Below are 17,314 nucleotides of genomic sequence, written 5' to 3' on the forward strand. Positions count from 1 at the left end.
CTATATAAAACAAATAACATGAAAACAATTATCAATCTAGCAATTGAAAATAATAATTAGCAAGAGTTTATCATCTTAACTCCAGGTGTATTCGTTTTGCTTCAAAATAAAGAACTTGAATAAATTTTTTCGTATCAATACGAGCAGGTAATGTTGGTTCATTATTCAATTCTGTCATCTTTCTCCTTACGGTAGTAAAATCAAAAAATCTAGAAGCATAATTTTCGAACTTCGGGTTTAAAAAATCAGTAAGTCCAAGGGATGCTAAATGGTTTAATGATTGATAAATAGCTCTCCGAATCCGTTGTTTGGAAGCTTCTATGAACCTTTTTAATTCGGCATCTTCAGCTGAATCCCCAAGTTTTTTTTGAGCCAAATTCATAAAAATCTCTTTTAGTGAGGGAAAGCCTTGTTCCAACGTGTTATCTTGTTCATATTTATATAAATAATCTAGCATATCCATTAAATCTTTACTTCCACTTTCACTGGCTATTCCTAATTCAGACAAAAGAAAATGAATGGAATTTTGAAAATGATTGAAAGTATTTAAATGTTTTTCATTACGGTATTTTTCTTGCACACTTGAATTACTATCCAATTTTAGTACCATATTAAGCGATTCTTGAATGTTTTTTATTGATTTTTCCAAACGAATTCGTTCAATGACTTTCCGAACAACTGTTAATACTTCAATCCGGTTAATTGGCTTAATAATATAGTATTCAACACCAAGCGAATAAGCTTCAGCAATTAATTCTTTTGATTCTACTTGAGAGACCATGATGATTTTCCCTTTAAACGAAGGCTTTATTTGACGAATTGTTTTTATTCCATCTTGATTCGGCATTAACAAATCGATAAATAAAATGTCTATATTTTTAAGGATTACCATTTGTTGCTCTAAAGATAAACCATCCTCAGCTTCTCCTATAACCTCCCCAAGATCTTCATCCTCGATAATTTGAGCCAACATTGAGCGAACCGCTTTTTCATCATCTACTATATAAAAATACATAGAATCACCCTTTCGAAATTATATGATCAATTCCTAATCTAATTATAAAAATTGATCCTTTTCCTTCGGTTCTGTCCCCAAGCGTAACATCACCTTCAAGTTGTGCGACCATTTCTTTAACATACGATAATCCGATACCTGTCGATGGATTGCCTAAATCATCATATTTAGAAGTAAACCCAGGCTCAAAAATTGAATCTTTATATTTTGAAGAAATACCAGGACCATTATCGCCTATTTGAAATTCAACAAAATGGTGGTCTTTATTAATGTCAATTGTGATGGTTCCCATACCTTGGATAGCTTCTACAGCGTTTGTAACGATATTATTTATAATAGATAAGATTGTATAAATATGATAATGAGGATGCACACCATCAATTTTATACACAAATTGGATATCTTTCTCTAACAACTGTGCATATTTCGTATTTGCCCGTATAATGATATTTACTAGTTCATGTACAGACATATAATCTGTAAAACTTTCATCAGAAATTAGTTTTGAAAGTCCCGCAAAAATACGTTGGTTATCCTTTTTAACGTCATGGACCTCACCAGCAATTTGTAATGCCTGTTGCCTTAAATCCTCAAACTGAAAATCCATCTGTTTATGCTCAAAAGAGTCTAAAGTTTTATATAAATCATAGGATTTTTTTGTTATATTCTCAGCATCTTGTAATGTTTTTTTTAAATGAACAGCATCTTCATATAAATTAGAGATGAGCATGAGCATATGTTCATTTTGTTTCTTTATATGTCGCTCCCTTGATTGTGCTTCATACAATTTCATCATATTGAAAAAGCTTAGAACTATAAAACTATGGGAACATGCGATAACAATGATCTCATTTATTGCCTCGGATGTGATCGATGTTTTTAATACAAAATATTGAATCATTAATTCCACACAGTCTGACAGTATTTCAATCATGCAACCAATAAAACCAATCATTAGTGGTTGATGATAAAAACGTTTGATTTTTGCTAAATGAAAGAGATACGAATACGTAAAATAAAAGAAAAAACTAGGATAGTGAGTATGAAAAGCGGCTAACCAATCCATATTTCCCTTTATAATGACATCCATTGAGATACGAAATACTACGACGACTATCGCTGTTAAAAAACCCGGTAAAAATGCTGGAACTCGTCGAAACAATAACAAAAAAAAGAAAAATGTTGGTGCACCAAAGCTCATTCTAAATGTTTCATTTAAGGGAAATGACTTTATTTCACCTACTAAGGGTACTGTAAGTATCATTAAAACGAGAATATAAATGTCTTTTTTTACTAAATTACTAAGATTCAAAATAATCACTTCTCACTTTCGCCTAACAGTCAGTATACAAACCTATTTGCATTAATACAATACTTACTCTATTTTTTTCAAAAACTGATAAATAAGTTATAAACGAAAGCATTATAGATTGTGAGTATTCATTACACTCTTCTACTTTAGAAAGATACTTTATAACTCAAAAATGTTCAGACACAATATAAGGTCTGAACACTTTTGGACTCGCTCTAACACCAAAATATCTGTGCTCCTTTTTAAAATATACTTAAATCCCATTCTTTTGCAATATGTTCTAACAACATAATTCCTGGTAAACTATTCCCATACTCATCAATGGCTGGTCCGTAAATACCAATACCACATCCATCTTGAAACGATAAATCCTTCCTAGATTTTGAGGGAACAAGTGTCATAATTCCGCCGGATACCCCACTCTTAGCTGGTAATCCAATGAAAGCAGCAAATTTTCCAGAAGCGTTGTACATTCCACAAGTAAGCATTAAAGCTTTTGTTAACCTAGCTACTTCTTTAGGGAGCACTTGTTCTTTGCGAATAGGATGATATCCATCATGTGCTAGTATAAGCCCTATTAAGGCAATATCTTCTGTATTTATTTCAATCGAACATTGTTTTAAGTAAACCTCTAGTGTCTCCTCCACATCTGATTCTAGAAAACCATTCTCCTTTAAATAGTATGCTAATGCTCTATTACGATGAGCCGTTTCCCATTCTGATTGAAATACTATTTCATTAATAGCGGGACGCTTCTCTATCATTTTTTCAATTAATACGTATAGAGATTCTAATTTTTCTTGCACCGATGTCCCTGGCAAAAGTGAAGCTATCGTAATCGCTCCAGCATTGATCATAGGATTAAAAGGTTTTCCTGGTTTATGTATCTCTAAACGAATAATTGAATTAAAGGCATCTCCAGTTGGCTCTACGTCAACTCGTTCTAATACATAAGAAATACCGCGACTTAAACAAGCGGCTATAAAACCGATTACTTTTGATATACTTTGTAATGTGAAAGGTATCTCCCAATCTCCTGATTTTATCATTGTTCCATCTGGCTTTACTATACAAATACCTAACTGCGATACATTTATTTCCCCCAGAGCGGGAATATAACTGGCGCTTCGTCCCTTAGCTGCATACGCTCGATAATGAGCTACCCATTGATCTAAGCAAACTTTTTCTTGCCCCTCAACTTGAACGCTAGAATCCTTTATCATTTAATAATATTCCCCCGTACTATTAACTTTATATAGAATGATTTTTTCTTTACTATAATCAATAATATTTGCACTAGAACCAAGAAAAATATTCAGACATATTGCAGTCTGAATATCCTTCTTATTACACACTTTTCTTTTTTGAAGTTTTCTCATAACTATCCCAACATTCAATATTTTCAAGTCCTTTAATGTTTTCTTTATAAAAAATAGGATCTTTACCAGCTTTTTTCTGGTTTATATAATCTTGTAACGCCGCAAATGCTACTTTTGAAAGTAAGGTAATAGCAATTAAATTAATAATAACCATAAAGCCCATAAATAAGTCCGCTAAATCCCATACAATTTGAATCTTTGCAACAGAACCAAATACAATCATAGCCAACACACTTATTCTGTATATCATTAACCACACTTTACTTTTATGTAAGAAGCGAATGTTTGTTTCACCATAATAATAGTTGCCAATTAACGCACCAAATCCAAATAAAAAAACAAAGATAGCAAGACAACCCGATGCCCAAGGGCCTATGTGTTCACTTAATGCTGCTTGTGTAAGTGCAATACCATTTAACCCTGGTTGTTTATATGCATCAGACAGCAAAATAATAAAGGCGGTGCTAGTACAAATGATTAGTGTATCCGTTAATACACCAAATGCTTGAATCAGTCCTTGTTTCACCGGATGACTTGTTGTTGCTGTTGCAGCAACGTTTGGTGCACTTCCCATACCAGCTTCATTTGAGAATAAACCGCGTTTAACCCCATTCATAAGTGCTGCACCAATTGAACCGCCTGCTATTTGTTTAAAACCAAATGCGTTTTGAACAATAAGAGAAAGAACTTCCGGCATTTTTGATATGTTGGTAACTACAACAAATAATGCAACTCCAATGTATAATACCGCTAAAAATACCACCTTGTATTCAGCCATTTTTGCAATACGTTGTACACCACCAAAAATAATCGCAGCGAAAGCAATGGCCATGATTATCCCAACTGTTAGACGATCTGTACCAAATGAGTTTTGAAAAGCAATTGTAACTGTATTTGATTGTACTGAATTGAATACAAGTCCAAAAGTAATTGTGATTAAAATAGAGAATAATACTCCCATCCAACGTTTATTCAACCCTTTTTCCATATAATAGGATGGACCACCGCGGAAACCAGTTTTATCTTTTACTTTATATATCTGTGCTAATGTGCTTTCGACAAAACTAGATGCCGAGCTAATAATAGAAATAATCCACATCCAAAATACAGCTCCAGGACCACCTAATGCAATTGCAATCGCAATTCCTGTAATATTCCCTGTCCCAACGCGGGCTGCCATACCAATACAAAACGCTTGAAAAGGAGAGATTTGATCTTTAGAACCACTTTTCCCCTCCATTAATACACGGACCATCTCTTTTAACATTCGAAACTGTACAAAATTCAATTTAAATGTAAAATAAATTCCGCAAATAACAAGCATAATAATTAGCAATTTAGACCATAAAAAATCATTTGTTGATCCGACTAACTCTACAAAAAACCTTTCCATATCATCACTCCATGCCAAAGTTTATATATTATAATTTATATAAAATCACCTATATTTCCTGGTATAAATACCTCTTTCATATTCAAATACAACAAGGATAAAAATTTTCTATATTAATCGGATTGGCCTGTTTAAGCAAACAGCACAACATGTAACCGTAAAACTGAAATTTTGAAGTACTTAACGCTTATACAAACGGATGCTCTACCCCTTTCTGCAAACTAATATTTTTATCCACTAACATTGTTGTACTATTATGTTTGTTTCGTTTACCGGTGATTTAAATCATAAAATCAATAGTGATTAACTGGTTATTTGTTAATTTTCTCAAGAACATGGAAATATCTCCTTTCTCACTACTAATCTCAAAAATAGGCTAGATAAAAAATTTATAGAAAAACTATGAAGCGCTTTCAATCTTCAACTAAGAGAAGCTTGTCTTTAATTTATAATTAAAAGTACAGAATGTTACGAAAAAGTACAGATTTTTATAAAAACAAAAAAATATTTTAAGATTTTTCATCTAAAAAAACAGTGAGATTTTGTGAATTTTATACAGTATCCAAACGTCGCGGATGCTGTTCTACCTAACCTCTGACAAGCCTCTATTTTCTTCATAAAAACATGCATATTTTTTCTCTTTTAGAAGTTCATATAAAGTATTTGAAATCAAGAATCAACGGAATATTATAAGAATATTAAAAAAATAAAACATTTAATTTATTTATGTTATCATACAAAAAACATTTGTTTTCTCAATTAATCCCCCTAGTTGGATTCGTCTATATTGCACATATTTACAACATGAAAGACACTAAGAAAAAAAGATTTTGTTGAAGGGATGAAACATTACAAAACTCTTATTTAGGACCTTATGACATCCTCTTTTCTAGCAATATCGAGTTATCCCAAAAAACGTATATTTACTAACATAGATTACAGGTGGTGTATTGTGAAAGAAATAGTATTCGTTCAAAATAAAAAAAGACTCCTTATGAAATTCGAATTTTTAAAAAAGGATTTAGTGCTTACCATTTCACTGATACTAGCAATTGTAAGCTGCTTAATACATTCGCCAAAGATCGAATATATTAACTTTGAAGTGTTAATTAGCTTATTTAATCTGATGGTAGCCATTAAGGCCTTGGAACAGCTAAAGATATTAGACAAACTTGCCGTTGCGATTTTAAATAAATGCAATAACAGCAGGTCAATATCTATTATTCTAATTTTGTTATGCTTTATTTGCTCCATGTTTGTAACAAATGATGTTGCTCTCCTCACTTTTGTACCAATAACACTTGTCATTAGTAAAAAAACACAAATGAACATGATGGAGACAATCATCCTGCAGACAATTGCAGCAAACATCGGTAGTAGCTTGATGCCTATGGGAAACCCACAAAATTTATACCTATATTCTTACTATGGAATTAAGCTCATCCCATTTTTAGGTTCAATTCTGCTTTTAGCTGTACTTGGAATTAGTTTATTATTTATATTTACTCAAAAACTTCAAAAAACAGATTTGAAAATAGAACTACCTGTTATTACCGTGAAAAATCGAAAAAAAGCTACCGTCTGGATTTTGATACTTATTACTATCATTGCATCTATTTTTGGTTTTATTAATTATTACATCGCGCTAATAGTCACACTGATAGCAGCATTTACGTTAGATAGAAACTTACTATTTAAGATCGATTACTTTCTTCTAATAACCTTTGTCTGTTTTTTTATTTTTATCGGAAACATTTCCCATTCCGATGCACTGGGGACATTTGCTCGCGCTAATTTAAGAGGAGATACTTCAGTCTTCTTTAGTTCCATATTTTTGAGTCAATTGATTAGCAATTTTCCTACTTCAATTCTTCTATCAAACTTTACTTCTGATTGGAAAGCTTTATTACTAGGAGTAAATATTGGAGGGCTTGGAACAATTATCGCATCTTTAGCCAGTGTAATCTCCTATAAACTATTCATTCAGGCCAATGTTAAAGAGAGTAAGGCATATTTAATTAAATTTAGCATTTACAACTTTTCATTTTTAATCATACTTACATGTATACAATACTTTATCTTTAAATTTCTAAAAATTTTTTAAAAAATTGATTCCTTTAGAAAAACCCAAATTTCTCAGCATTAAATTGAGAAATTTGGGTTTTTCTAAAGGTATGTTTAAAGAGCTACAACAAAGTTACCATCAATTTAATATTTTGAGATGTTCCCAAAGCGAAAACCTTTTAGCTTTTACGTTATTTAATAGAGTTCGGTTCATTTTTTATGCACTCAGTTATATAATAAATGACTGAATTTATAGGGTAATAACTTTCAATTAATAATAGAAATATAACTTATTACAATGTTATTTCATTTTTGAAGTCCTCTTCACAAAATCTTTAATGTCCCTCAATTTTTTTCCGCTAATATTATCTTTGATCGTTGAATCTATTTCAATTTCTAATTTTGCAAATGCTGCTCCTACACAATTATAGATACTTGATCCAAAAGCAAGATGTCTTGCAGTACCACTAAATGCCTTTTTAATATCAATGTCAGGACGATAAACGGTGAATTTATCAAACCTTTCAAATACGTTAGAGTCACAATTTGTTGCACCAATCATACAGTAGTATCCACATAACTAGTTACATTCTCCTTTTTCTATTGTTAATAGCTTCGTAATAAAAGCTGTTAAACAGCAAAAGTGCGAAGTCTTAAATTAGACTTCGCACCTTATACAAATTTACAATCCGTGACGATACCAACACAAATGCAATACTATATACATAATCACTCATTATATGTGTTGCTCTTTTAATTGGCCAATGTATAAACAAATCCTTTTACTTAGCCATCCTTCATGATTGGCTTGATTGTTTCTAGATACTTAATCCCTCTGTACTCATTTCAAGCGGTAATCCATTCCGATGGAAATTACAAATGACAAAATTTATCCGTTTTTCCTACTTGCTAAATTCAGCAAGTAAAATGTTTTTAAAAAATTCCGGGTTATTAATGTTTAAACTGTTCGAATTGATAGCGAGTATATGTTTACCTCCAAGTGTTCCACCAACAAAAGTGGAAAACCCTGGAACGGCCCCCCTGTGTCCCCATACCGAGACACCGTTCGGAAGCTTAATTTCAAGGATTCCAAGACCATATCCGGTTCCCTCTCTATTTGTAGGAACTGTAGTAAGCATTTGTTTTAACTGCTGTTCCTTCAGTAATTTGCCACCTAGTAAGTAAGAGAAGAATTTGCTTAAGTCGTCAGCAGTAGAAATCATATCTCCATCCGAGCTACCTGGGTTAATATAAGTAACGTCTTTTAGCTCACTCGCTCCGTCTAGTTGCAAATAGCCACGGGCATGCTTAGTCCCTGGAATCACGCTTGAATTGCCAGGTAGGAATGTATTTGACAAATCAAGCGGTTCAATAATCCGATTTTCAACCTCTTCGGCATAACTGTTGCCAGTTACTTTTTCAATAAGGATCCCCAGTAATACGTATCCTGTGTTTGAATAAGACCAACCCTTTCCTGGGGCAAAGTCTGGGGGAAGTGAAATCCCCATCTTTACAAATTCTTCAGCCGTATACGATTTTTTTATATCCGTAATATCAAAGTCTTTTGAATTTATATAGTCAGCAATACCACTTGTATGATTCAATATTTGCCGGATAGTAATCTGGTTACCATCATATCCGTTTCCTTGAATCACACCAGGTAACCATTTTTCAATTGAGTCGTCTAGATTCAAACGGTTCTCTCCAGATAATTGAAGTAGAACTGTTGCAATGAACGTTTTCGTCACACTGCCAATGCGAAAGCGAAAATCTGCTTTCATTGGTTTCTTAGTTCTCAAATCCGCTATCCCAGCACTATAACTCCAAGTTTTACCCCCCTTAGAAATTTGAGCGAGTATTCCCGGGTATCCAAGTTGCAGTTCATCTCGCATTGCTTTCTTAACGGAAGTACGATCGCTTTTCGTACTTGTTTGTAACGAACTAGATACATTTTTCGTAGGTTCTGCTTTTACAATTGATGTTGGTGTTATGTATAACAGGGAACTTCCAGCTATTAAAAGTGCTAGACTTGCACATGTAATTTTACTGCGTGTTTTCATAAAGAATTCCTCTCTTCTATTAAAATTGTATAGATAGTTGATAGCAGTGTCATATACGAACCACACAGCTATCCATTCTCCCAATGATGAAAAGGCAACAATGCATTTGCAATCATTGTACTCATTATTTTCACAAAACACTCTTGTTACTGATTGTTATATATAGGCCGTACTTATCCCCCCTTCACGACTCCTTATATTTTTATCCTACACAATGAAAATCTCTTTTTTCTTACCTATTCCTTACAAATTCCTTACATACAAAATCACTTGTACACTAGGGTTGAAGTAGCATCTGTGCCCGAAAGCGCAAAAAACACCGATGCTTTTCGCTTCAGTGTTTTTGCGCTTTACATATTGAAGATTCGTTTTACTCTTAACAGGTTAAACTGCTAATTTTTTCTAATGCGATTATTCTTCTTGCTATATAAAACAAATTTCATTGTGTTATATGAAACACTATGAAATTTGTCATTAAGGCATATTATTCTAAATTTATTGATGTACTTGAGATGGACTCACTTTTTGAATTTGAACAAGTATATCAAACGCTTACCTAATGATATATCAACAGTTTTTGGTATATCAGGCCCTTCGGTAGTTATTCCAGCGAAAATTGGATGTTGTTCGTGTAACCAAGTTTTTGTCACGCCGTTCGCCTTACGTAAATCAATAAAAAATTGATCTTTTTTGACCTGTCCAAAAATGTAGTTATAACTGTTTGGATCATCCAATTTTAATGTTCCATAGGGGCCAAATTCACCGTCACTATTAATTGGCCACAGTAAGACTTTATTTCAAACCCACAAAAAATAGATTACCTGTACAATAAAAAGTATAGGTAATCTATTTTTTTTTGAGATTAATAAAAACCTAATTTATTTTTTGAATTCTTCCATCAATAATAGACTGAATTGGTTCTTTTGATTTTTTTATATAATCTACTAATGCTTCAAAATCAGTTGGTCCTGTTTCAGCATCTTTACCGTTTTTAAAAGATACAAATCCATCTCCACCTGAAGCTAGAAATGCGTTAGCAACGACGCTGTAAGTTTTAGAAGGAATAATTTCTTCTCCATTTGTTAAGCGAATACTTGTTACTTTTTCTCCATTAGGCTTGTTCGCATCCCAAGTGTATTGGATACCTGAAATTTGAAGCATTCTTGTTATATCTTTTTGCCATTGTTGATTTAAAATATCACGAATGTCTTGACCTGTTAAATTTACTTTTATTAATTGATTTCCGAATGGTTGAATACCATATATCTCTCCCCATGTAATATCACCAGCATCTAAGTCATTACGAATACCACCAGGATTCATAAGTGCAATTTTGGATTGCATTGTTGCACGCTGGGCATCAGCAACTAAATTTCCGAGAGTAGATTCACCAGCCGTATTGAGTTTACGATCTAGTGGAGCAATAGACTTACCTACAACTTCATTAACAAGAGGTGCGATTTTTGCTTGATATTTCTCCATCTTCTTCTTTATTTTTTTATCAGGCTCCATGCCTTCATGGTAAGTTGTAACAATTTCTGCTTTTTTCTCAACAATATCTTGTGTCTTACGATCAATCTTTACATCAACATCAGCAAAAGCCATACCATATGAATTTGCTTGTACGACAAGTTTATTATTAACAGTTCCATTTACATAAGTGTGGCTATGGCCACCAAAAATAACATCGACTTCTGGATCAGTCTCATTTGCTAATTGGACAATATCACCATTTGTTACGCCGTTCCCATCTGTTGTACCTCCGTTATGTGCAAGAACAACGATAGATTTAACGCCTAGTTTTTTTAATTGCTTTACGGATTTGTTAATAGCTTCAACTTCATCTGTAATTTCTACATTCTTTAGCATAGTAGGCATAACAAGGTTAGGAACATCCGTTGTTACGACTCCGATAAAGCCAACAGGCACTCCTTGTACCTTTTTTATAGTGAATGGTGGTAAAAATAGACGCCCGGTGGATTTATTATAGAAATTCGCAGCAACATATGGGAATTTTGCTCCTTTAAAATTCCCTGTTTTCTCATGGTACCCACCATAAATAAGGCGGTTCATTTCCGCAACACCTTCATCAAATTCATGATTCCCTATAGTTCCAACATCGAATTTCAAATCATTTAGAAATTCAATTGTAGGTTCGTCTTGTAATAATGCTGAAACAGGAGTACTTGCTCCAACAACATCGCCGGCATGTACCTTTAATGTATTTGGATTTTGTTTTTCACGATCGCGTAAATAAGCCCCTAAGTACTCAATTCCCCCTGCATCTTTATTGTTAATTTTTTTTACTGTGTCTAGTTGCCCATGAAAATCGTTAATACCGAGCATTTGTACATCTATGTAGCGGTTTTGTTCTGTACTTGCTTGGATTGAAGGCGCAGCAAATACACTAGTAAAAGTAACTGTACTTAATGCTAAAGCAACTGGAATGATTTTTTTCAACATAAAATTTCTCTCCCCTAATTAAAATCTGACATAATACGATGTTATTTTAATATATTAAGAGAATTATTTCCATAAAAATTCTACCAATTATAAAAATTAATAAGATTTTATTGTTTTCTGACAAGATATTTTTTCCTCAAAAAAATGTATATTTCTTTGTTTTGAGGAAGAAATATTATCTTGATAGTAATATAACAATACTTCTAAGAAATCTAAAAAACTCTAATCAATACATTTTAGCTGTTAAGAAGAATATTCAATCCAAAACTAATGGCGATTTATTAACCTAACATCTCAATATCAATATTTAAAAAGATGCTCCTGGATTTATCCAAGAGCATCTTTTATAAAGCTTTATTTTAACTTATTTATAATGTCTCAATTAACAATTATATAGTTGTAATCAGTCCTTTAAAAATGATAGGAGTGCTTCATTAAATTCTTTAGCATGCGTTGCATTGAGCCCATGTGGACCACCCTTTATTAATGCTACTTTAGAATTAGGAATTGCTTCATGTGTTAATTTCCCACTATATTCATATGGTACAGTTGCATCTGAATCACCATGAATGACAAGGGTAGGTATATTAATCTTGGCTAAATCGCTTCTGAAGTCTGTTTTGCTGAAAGCAGCGATACAATCTAATGTTCCTTTAGGTGATGCACCCGCAGCGATATCCCTATTGTAAAGTCGAAATGGTTCACTAACTAAGTCAGTTCGATCTCCAGCAGCAAAAAAACCTTTCGTAAACTCATCAAGGAATGCTATGCGATCACTTTTCACTCCATTTTCAAATCCTTGAATTGCTACATCATCTAATACACCCTCAGGATGATCTGCTGACTTGTAAAGGAATGGTGGTACAGCTCCGGCAAATACAGCCTTCTCTATTCTATGGGTTCCATATTTCCCAATATACCGGGCTACCTCGCCTCCACCCATAGAAAAACCAACAAGTGTGACATTTTGAAGCTCTAACTGTTCTAATAGTTGATGTAAATCAGAAGTCAAGGTATCATATTCATACCCTTCCCACGGCTGAGATGATTTTCCAAAGCCTCGACGATCATATGTTATAACTCTGTATCCAGCCTCAACAAGAGCGGGAACTTGATATTCCCAAGATCGACCACTTAACGGCCAACCATGAATGAGTACAACTGGTTTTCCTATACCATGATCCTCATAATATATCTCAATTGGTGCTTGATTTTCGGTTCCTACAGTAATTTTTGCCATTCTCCTACCTCCTTTAATATATATCCTTTTCTTCAATAATCCGGATGAATCTCATAAGCTATTCATGCACGTTTATGTTGTGAACTCTAAGTATGAAACTCTATTGTTCCAATGCATTTTTTCTCCGTTTGGAACAATCCCCCCTCTAATACCTTTTTCATCATAAAATAATTACTGAACATTACTCATATTCAATTGTAATAACAAAAATAGGTGACTATCAATATTGTTCTATCTATAGGATGTATAGGTAAAACCAATCTATTTTATAGTGAAAACAACTATAGTTACGACCTATACAAATTATAGATAATTTAGAATTGATTAATGAATCAGTTTTCAAATACTATAAATTTGTATAGCACTTCATGTTCTGTGAATGCTGCTATAACCAATATTATTGGTCAGCTTAGTTATAAACGAAGAAACTTATGATAGTATTCGACTATTTAAACTTTCTTCGATTACTTAATTTTTAGGAGGAATACATAATGACTGATCTCTATTCTCGTATTAACAAAGATGATGCTGTCGTGCTTTTAGTAGATCATCAAACTGGTCTTATGTCCGGACTAGTACGTGACTATGGTGTTGATGAATTCAAGAACAATGTTTTAGCTCTTGCTCATACTGCTAAGTTTTTTGATTTACCAGTTATTTTAACAACAAGTTTTGAAAACGGACCTAACGGACCTTTAATGCAAGAATTGGTTGATCTCTTTCCTCATGCACCAAAAATAGCTCGACCTGGACAAATTAACGCATGGGATAATGATGATTTTGTAAAAGCAATCGAAGAAACTGGAAAAAAGCAAATTATCATCGCCGGCGTAGTTACGGACGTTTGTGTTGCTTTCCCTGCACTTTCCGCTATAAAAGCTGGATATGAAGTATTTGCTGTTACTGATGCTTCAGGTACTTTCAATAAGCAAGTTGCAGATGCTGCAAATACTCGTATGGCACATAGTGGTGTGCAACTTATGAACTGGTTTAGCGTAGCTTGCGAATTACAACGCGATTGGCGCAACGATGTCGAAGGTTTTGGCAATTTGCTTGCTAGCAATCTTCCAGGCTATCAAAATATAATTGGAAGCTATATGAGCGCACAGCGAGATCTTAGTAAACAAAATGCATAAATGTATTTCAAGGAAATAGCTTTAAATCACTTTTTAAAAAATGGATAGTATACATTTAGTGCTGATTAAATCAGCACTCTCTTTTTAATTAACAGAAAAAACATTATTTTCAATAATATTGATTTTAAACAATTAAAAAAGGAGCGTTTTATTATGAGTAATTTAGAATTGTTAAATCCGGAGAACAGTGCCTTAATTTTGATTGATTTTCAGCCTCAAATGACTTTTGGAGTTGCAAGTATTGATAGACAAACATTGATTAATAACGTTATGCTGCTTGCTAAATCAGCAAAAACTTTTAACGTACCTACTATTCTTACTACAGTTGAAACACGCAGCTTTTCTGGTTATTTTTGGCCGCAAATTCTTGACATATTCCCAAACCATGAAATTATAGAACGCAGTTCAATGAATTCTTGGGAAGATCCAAAATTTGTTGAAGCAGTTAAAGCAACAGGTAGAAAGAAATTAATATTTGCAGCACTTTGGACTGAAGTTTGCCTTGCATTCCCTGTGCTTGAAGCAATTAAAGCTGGCTATGAGGTGTATGCAGTTGATGATGCTTCAGGTGGTACTAGTTTGACAGCACATAACGCTGCTATGCGTCGTGTAGAACAAGCTGGTGCAATTCCAGTGACAGCAATTCAAGTTTTACTTGAATACCAACGTGATTGGGCACACAAAGACACTTATGATGCTGTAATGGAGATTGTAAAAGAACACACTGGCGCTTATGGTCAAGGTGTAGAATACGCATATACTATGGTTCACGGCGCGCTTCCAAGCAGAAAAATATGAAACTAGAAGGAGTAGCTGTCGAAGAGACTCATACAGAGAACACAATGGATGCTGCTAATCCAGTAACAACGATTGTTACATGGGAAATTCAACAGGGTAAAGAAAAACAGTTTGAAACATGGAGACATGAAATTGAGGCTGCGGCTACTAAATTCCCAGGACATTTAGGTGTAAATCTAATAGTCCCAAGTAACGAATCCAGAGAGTATACTGTTATTTTTCGCTTTGATACGTATGAGCATCTACGTGCTTGGCAAGAATCAGATGTTCGCCGGGATTTGTTAAAAACGGCCGAGCAATTTCAAGCCACTAATCCAACTTACAAAACTGAAAGCAGTTTGGCTTATTGGTTTGTTACTCCGAAAACGCCAGTTCCACCGCCAAAATGGAAAATGTCTATCGTTACCCTTTTGGGTGTATGGCCTCTTAGCATGTTAGTTCCTAAATTGATAGGACCTATTATAAAACATATGAATCCTATTATGTCAGCTTTTTTTGTTTCTGTATGTATAGTGTCCTTGCTATCATGGGTAGTCATGCCGATTTTCGGTAAATTATTTCATCCATGGTTACAAAATAATAGAAAGTAGACGAGGTGTGAACATGACTTTACCGGATATGATCTTATATAACGGAAAAATTACTACCCTTGACCCTTCTCAACCTGAGGTATCTGCTATCGCCATAACTGATGGTTTAGTCACTGCAGTAGGTGGAGATGAGCTTCTTAATAGTGCCACGGAAAAAACAAAGAAAATAGACCTTAAAAGAAAGAGAGCTATTCCAGGCCTGAATGACTCTCATATACACGTTATTCGTGGTGGTCTACATTATAATATGGAATTACGTTGGGAAGGCGTGCCATCACTTTTTATTGCTCTAGAAATGCTCAAAGAACAGGCAAGGCGTACACCTGCTCCTCAGTGGGTAAGAGTAGTTGGAGGTTGGTCTGAATTTCAATTTAAAGAGAGACGGTTGCCAACTTTGGAAGAAATTAATGCCGTTTCTGAACACACTCCTGTCTTTGTGCTACATCTTTACGATAGAGCACTTGTAAATCGTGCAGGGCTGCATGCACTGGGATATACGAAAGATACACCAGACCCTCCAGGCTGCTTAATTGAGCGGGATAAACGAGGTAATCCAACAGGCCTTTTAATTGCGAATCCTAACGCTTCTATTCTTTATTCAAGTTTGGGTAAAGCACCAGTACTTAATTTTGACGACCAGATTAACTCAACTCGCCATTTTATGCGCGAATTAAATAGATTAGGTATTACAAGTGCTATTGACGCAGGTGGTGGATTCCAAAATTATCCGGATGATTACAAAGTTGTTGAACATTTAGCCGAGAAGGAACAATTAACTTTGCGCATTGCTTATAATCTATTTACGCAAAATCCAAATCATGAATATGAAGACTTTGCTTCATGGGCAAAAATTGTTTCTCCAGGTCAAGGAAGTGATAAGTATAAAATGAATGGTGCCGGAGAGATGTTAGTATTCTCAGCAGCCGATTTTGAAAAATTTCAAATGCCACGGCCTGAACTAGCTACGATGATGGAAGCTGACTTAAAGAAAGTAATTTCTCTATTGGTGGAAAACCGTTGGCCCTTCCGTTTACATGCAACTTATGATGAGTCAATCACACGTTTCTTAAATGTATTTGAGGAAGTTAACAGTGAAATTCCTTTTAATGGTCTACGATGGTGGTTTGACCATGCAGAAACAATCTCAGATCGTAGTATGGAACGTGTTAAGGCTTTAAATGGCGGTATTGCCATCCAAGACCGCATGGCTTTTCAAGGTGAATACTTTGTTGATTTATACGGAAAGGAAGCTGCAAAGCGTACTCCTCCGATTTATCGTATGTTAGACCTTGGTATACCTGTTGGCGCCGGTAGTGATGCAACTAGGGTTTCCAGCTATAACCCTTGGGTTGCCCTTTACTGGATGGTTGCCGGAAAAACCATTGGTGGGCTTTCCATATACGATGAAAAAAATAAACTTGATAGAAAAGTAGCCCTGGAATTATATTCAAAAGGAAGTGCGTGGTTCTCTGATGATGAAGGTAAAAAGGGAACCCTGGCAGTAGGTCAGTTTGCTGATCTTGCTGTATTGTCTGCTGACTACTTTACTGTGCCAGAAGAAGAAATCAAAAACCTTGAATCATTACTCACCATTATGGGTGGGCAGTTTGTTTATGGAAATGATGAATTTAAAAATTTATCACCTGAATTGCCGCCAGCATCACCTGATTGGTCACCGACGGGCGTTTATGGTTATGGTGGTGCTAACCTAGCCAACACTATACTTTCCCACGATTCCCATGATAACAAGTTACATAGTTGCAGTAACCCTCTCCATCAACACACTCATACCGTAATAGGAAAAGATGGAACTACATGGGGTATCGGTTGTACTTGCTTTGCTTTCTAAGTCAAAACCACCGGT

General features: G+C 34.4%; 13 protein-coding genes and 1 pseudogene. 5 read left to right on the forward strand and 9 right to left on the reverse strand.

The genetic code is table 11. The features are described 5' to 3' along the window. Positions 1-70 precede the first annotated feature (70 nt). The 4 genes from ACYFX0_RS00185 to ACYFX0_RS00200 form a co-directional block, all read right to left on the reverse strand. Complete coding sequence (locus ACYFX0_RS00185; RefSeq protein WP_000274088.1) at positions 71-1,015, reverse strand: response regulator; 945 nt, start codon at positions 1,013-1,015, stop codon at positions 71-73. 4 nt (positions 1,016-1,019) lie between these two features. Continuing rightward, positions 1,020-2,336, reverse strand: a complete 1,317-nt coding sequence (locus ACYFX0_RS00190) for a sensor histidine kinase (protein ID WP_247727440.1) — start codon at positions 2,334-2,336, stop codon at positions 1,020-1,022. A gap of 233 nt (positions 2,337-2,569) precedes the next feature. Next, the gene (gene glsA / locus ACYFX0_RS00195) at positions 2,570-3,550 is read right to left on the reverse strand and encodes a glutaminase GlsA (protein WP_000588648.1); all 981 of its coding nucleotides are present in this window, start codon (positions 3,548-3,550) and stop codon (positions 2,570-2,572) included. Between the two features lie 124 nt (positions 3,551-3,674). Continuing rightward, entirely contained in the window at positions 3,675-5,099 is a 1,425-nt protein-coding gene (locus ACYFX0_RS00200) for an alanine/glycine:cation symporter family protein (RefSeq protein WP_247727441.1), read from the reverse strand. Positions 5,100-6,051: 952 nt separating this feature from the next. Here ACYFX0_RS00200 and ACYFX0_RS00205 point away from each other — a divergent pair. Then, on the forward strand, positions 6,052-7,203 hold the full coding sequence (locus ACYFX0_RS00205) for an anion transporter (protein WP_247727442.1): 1,152 nt from the start codon (positions 6,052-6,054) through the stop codon (positions 7,201-7,203). Positions 7,204-7,464: 261 nt separating this feature from the next. Here ACYFX0_RS00205 and ACYFX0_RS00210 read toward each other — a convergent pair whose 3' ends face one another. The 5 genes and pseudogenes from ACYFX0_RS00210 to ACYFX0_RS00230 form a co-directional block, all read right to left on the reverse strand. Further along, on the reverse strand, positions 7,465-7,725 hold the full coding sequence (locus tag ACYFX0_RS00210) for a hypothetical protein (protein ID WP_000578627.1): 261 nt from the start codon (positions 7,723-7,725) through the stop codon (positions 7,465-7,467). 340 nt (positions 7,726-8,065) lie between these two features. Continuing rightward, positions 8,066-9,289 (reverse strand): serine hydrolase domain-containing protein, encoded by a 1,224-nt coding sequence (locus tag ACYFX0_RS00215; protein ID WP_133963744.1) that lies wholly within the window; start codon positions 9,287-9,289, stop codon positions 8,066-8,068. A gap of 429 nt (positions 9,290-9,718) precedes the next feature. After that, positions 9,719-9,996, reverse strand: a pseudogene (locus ACYFX0_RS00220) (erythromycin esterase family protein); the annotation flags it as partial. 100 nt (positions 9,997-10,096) lie between these two features. Next, positions 10,097-11,686: a bifunctional metallophosphatase/5'-nucleotidase gene (locus tag ACYFX0_RS00225; protein WP_460269621.1), complete on the reverse strand. Its 1,590-nt coding sequence runs from the start codon at positions 11,684-11,686 to the stop codon at positions 10,097-10,099. A gap of 403 nt (positions 11,687-12,089) precedes the next feature. Next, a complete protein-coding gene (locus ACYFX0_RS00230) occupies positions 12,090-12,926 on the reverse strand; it encodes an alpha/beta fold hydrolase (RefSeq protein ID WP_247727443.1) in 837 nt (278 codons plus the stop codon). 491 nt (positions 12,927-13,417) lie between these two features. On the opposite strand from ACYFX0_RS00230, the gene ycaC reads away from it, so the two are divergent. From ycaC to ACYFX0_RS00250, 4 genes are all read left to right on the forward strand, one after another. Then, positions 13,418-14,062, forward strand: a complete 645-nt coding sequence (ycaC, locus tag ACYFX0_RS00235) for an isochorismate family cysteine hydrolase YcaC (RefSeq protein ID WP_460269623.1) — start codon at positions 13,418-13,420, stop codon at positions 14,060-14,062. A 153-nt stretch (positions 14,063-14,215) separates the two neighbouring features. Continuing rightward, a complete protein-coding gene (locus tag ACYFX0_RS00240) occupies positions 14,216-14,860 on the forward strand; it encodes a hydrolase (RefSeq protein WP_000067162.1) in 645 nt (214 codons plus the stop codon). Then, positions 14,857-15,450, forward strand: coding sequence for an antibiotic biosynthesis monooxygenase (locus ACYFX0_RS00245; protein ID WP_000763041.1), 594 nt, complete (start codon positions 14,857-14,859; stop codon positions 15,448-15,450). Before ACYFX0_RS00240 ends, ACYFX0_RS00245 begins: the two co-directional genes overlap by 4 nt. Positions 15,451-15,463: 13 nt before the next feature. Next, positions 15,464-17,299, forward strand: coding sequence for an amidohydrolase (locus ACYFX0_RS00250; protein ID WP_247727444.1), 1,836 nt, complete (start codon positions 15,464-15,466; stop codon positions 17,297-17,299). Positions 17,300-17,314 lie beyond the last annotated feature (15 nt).

This window comes from Bacillus sp. NEAU-Y102, from assembly GCF_054788175.1.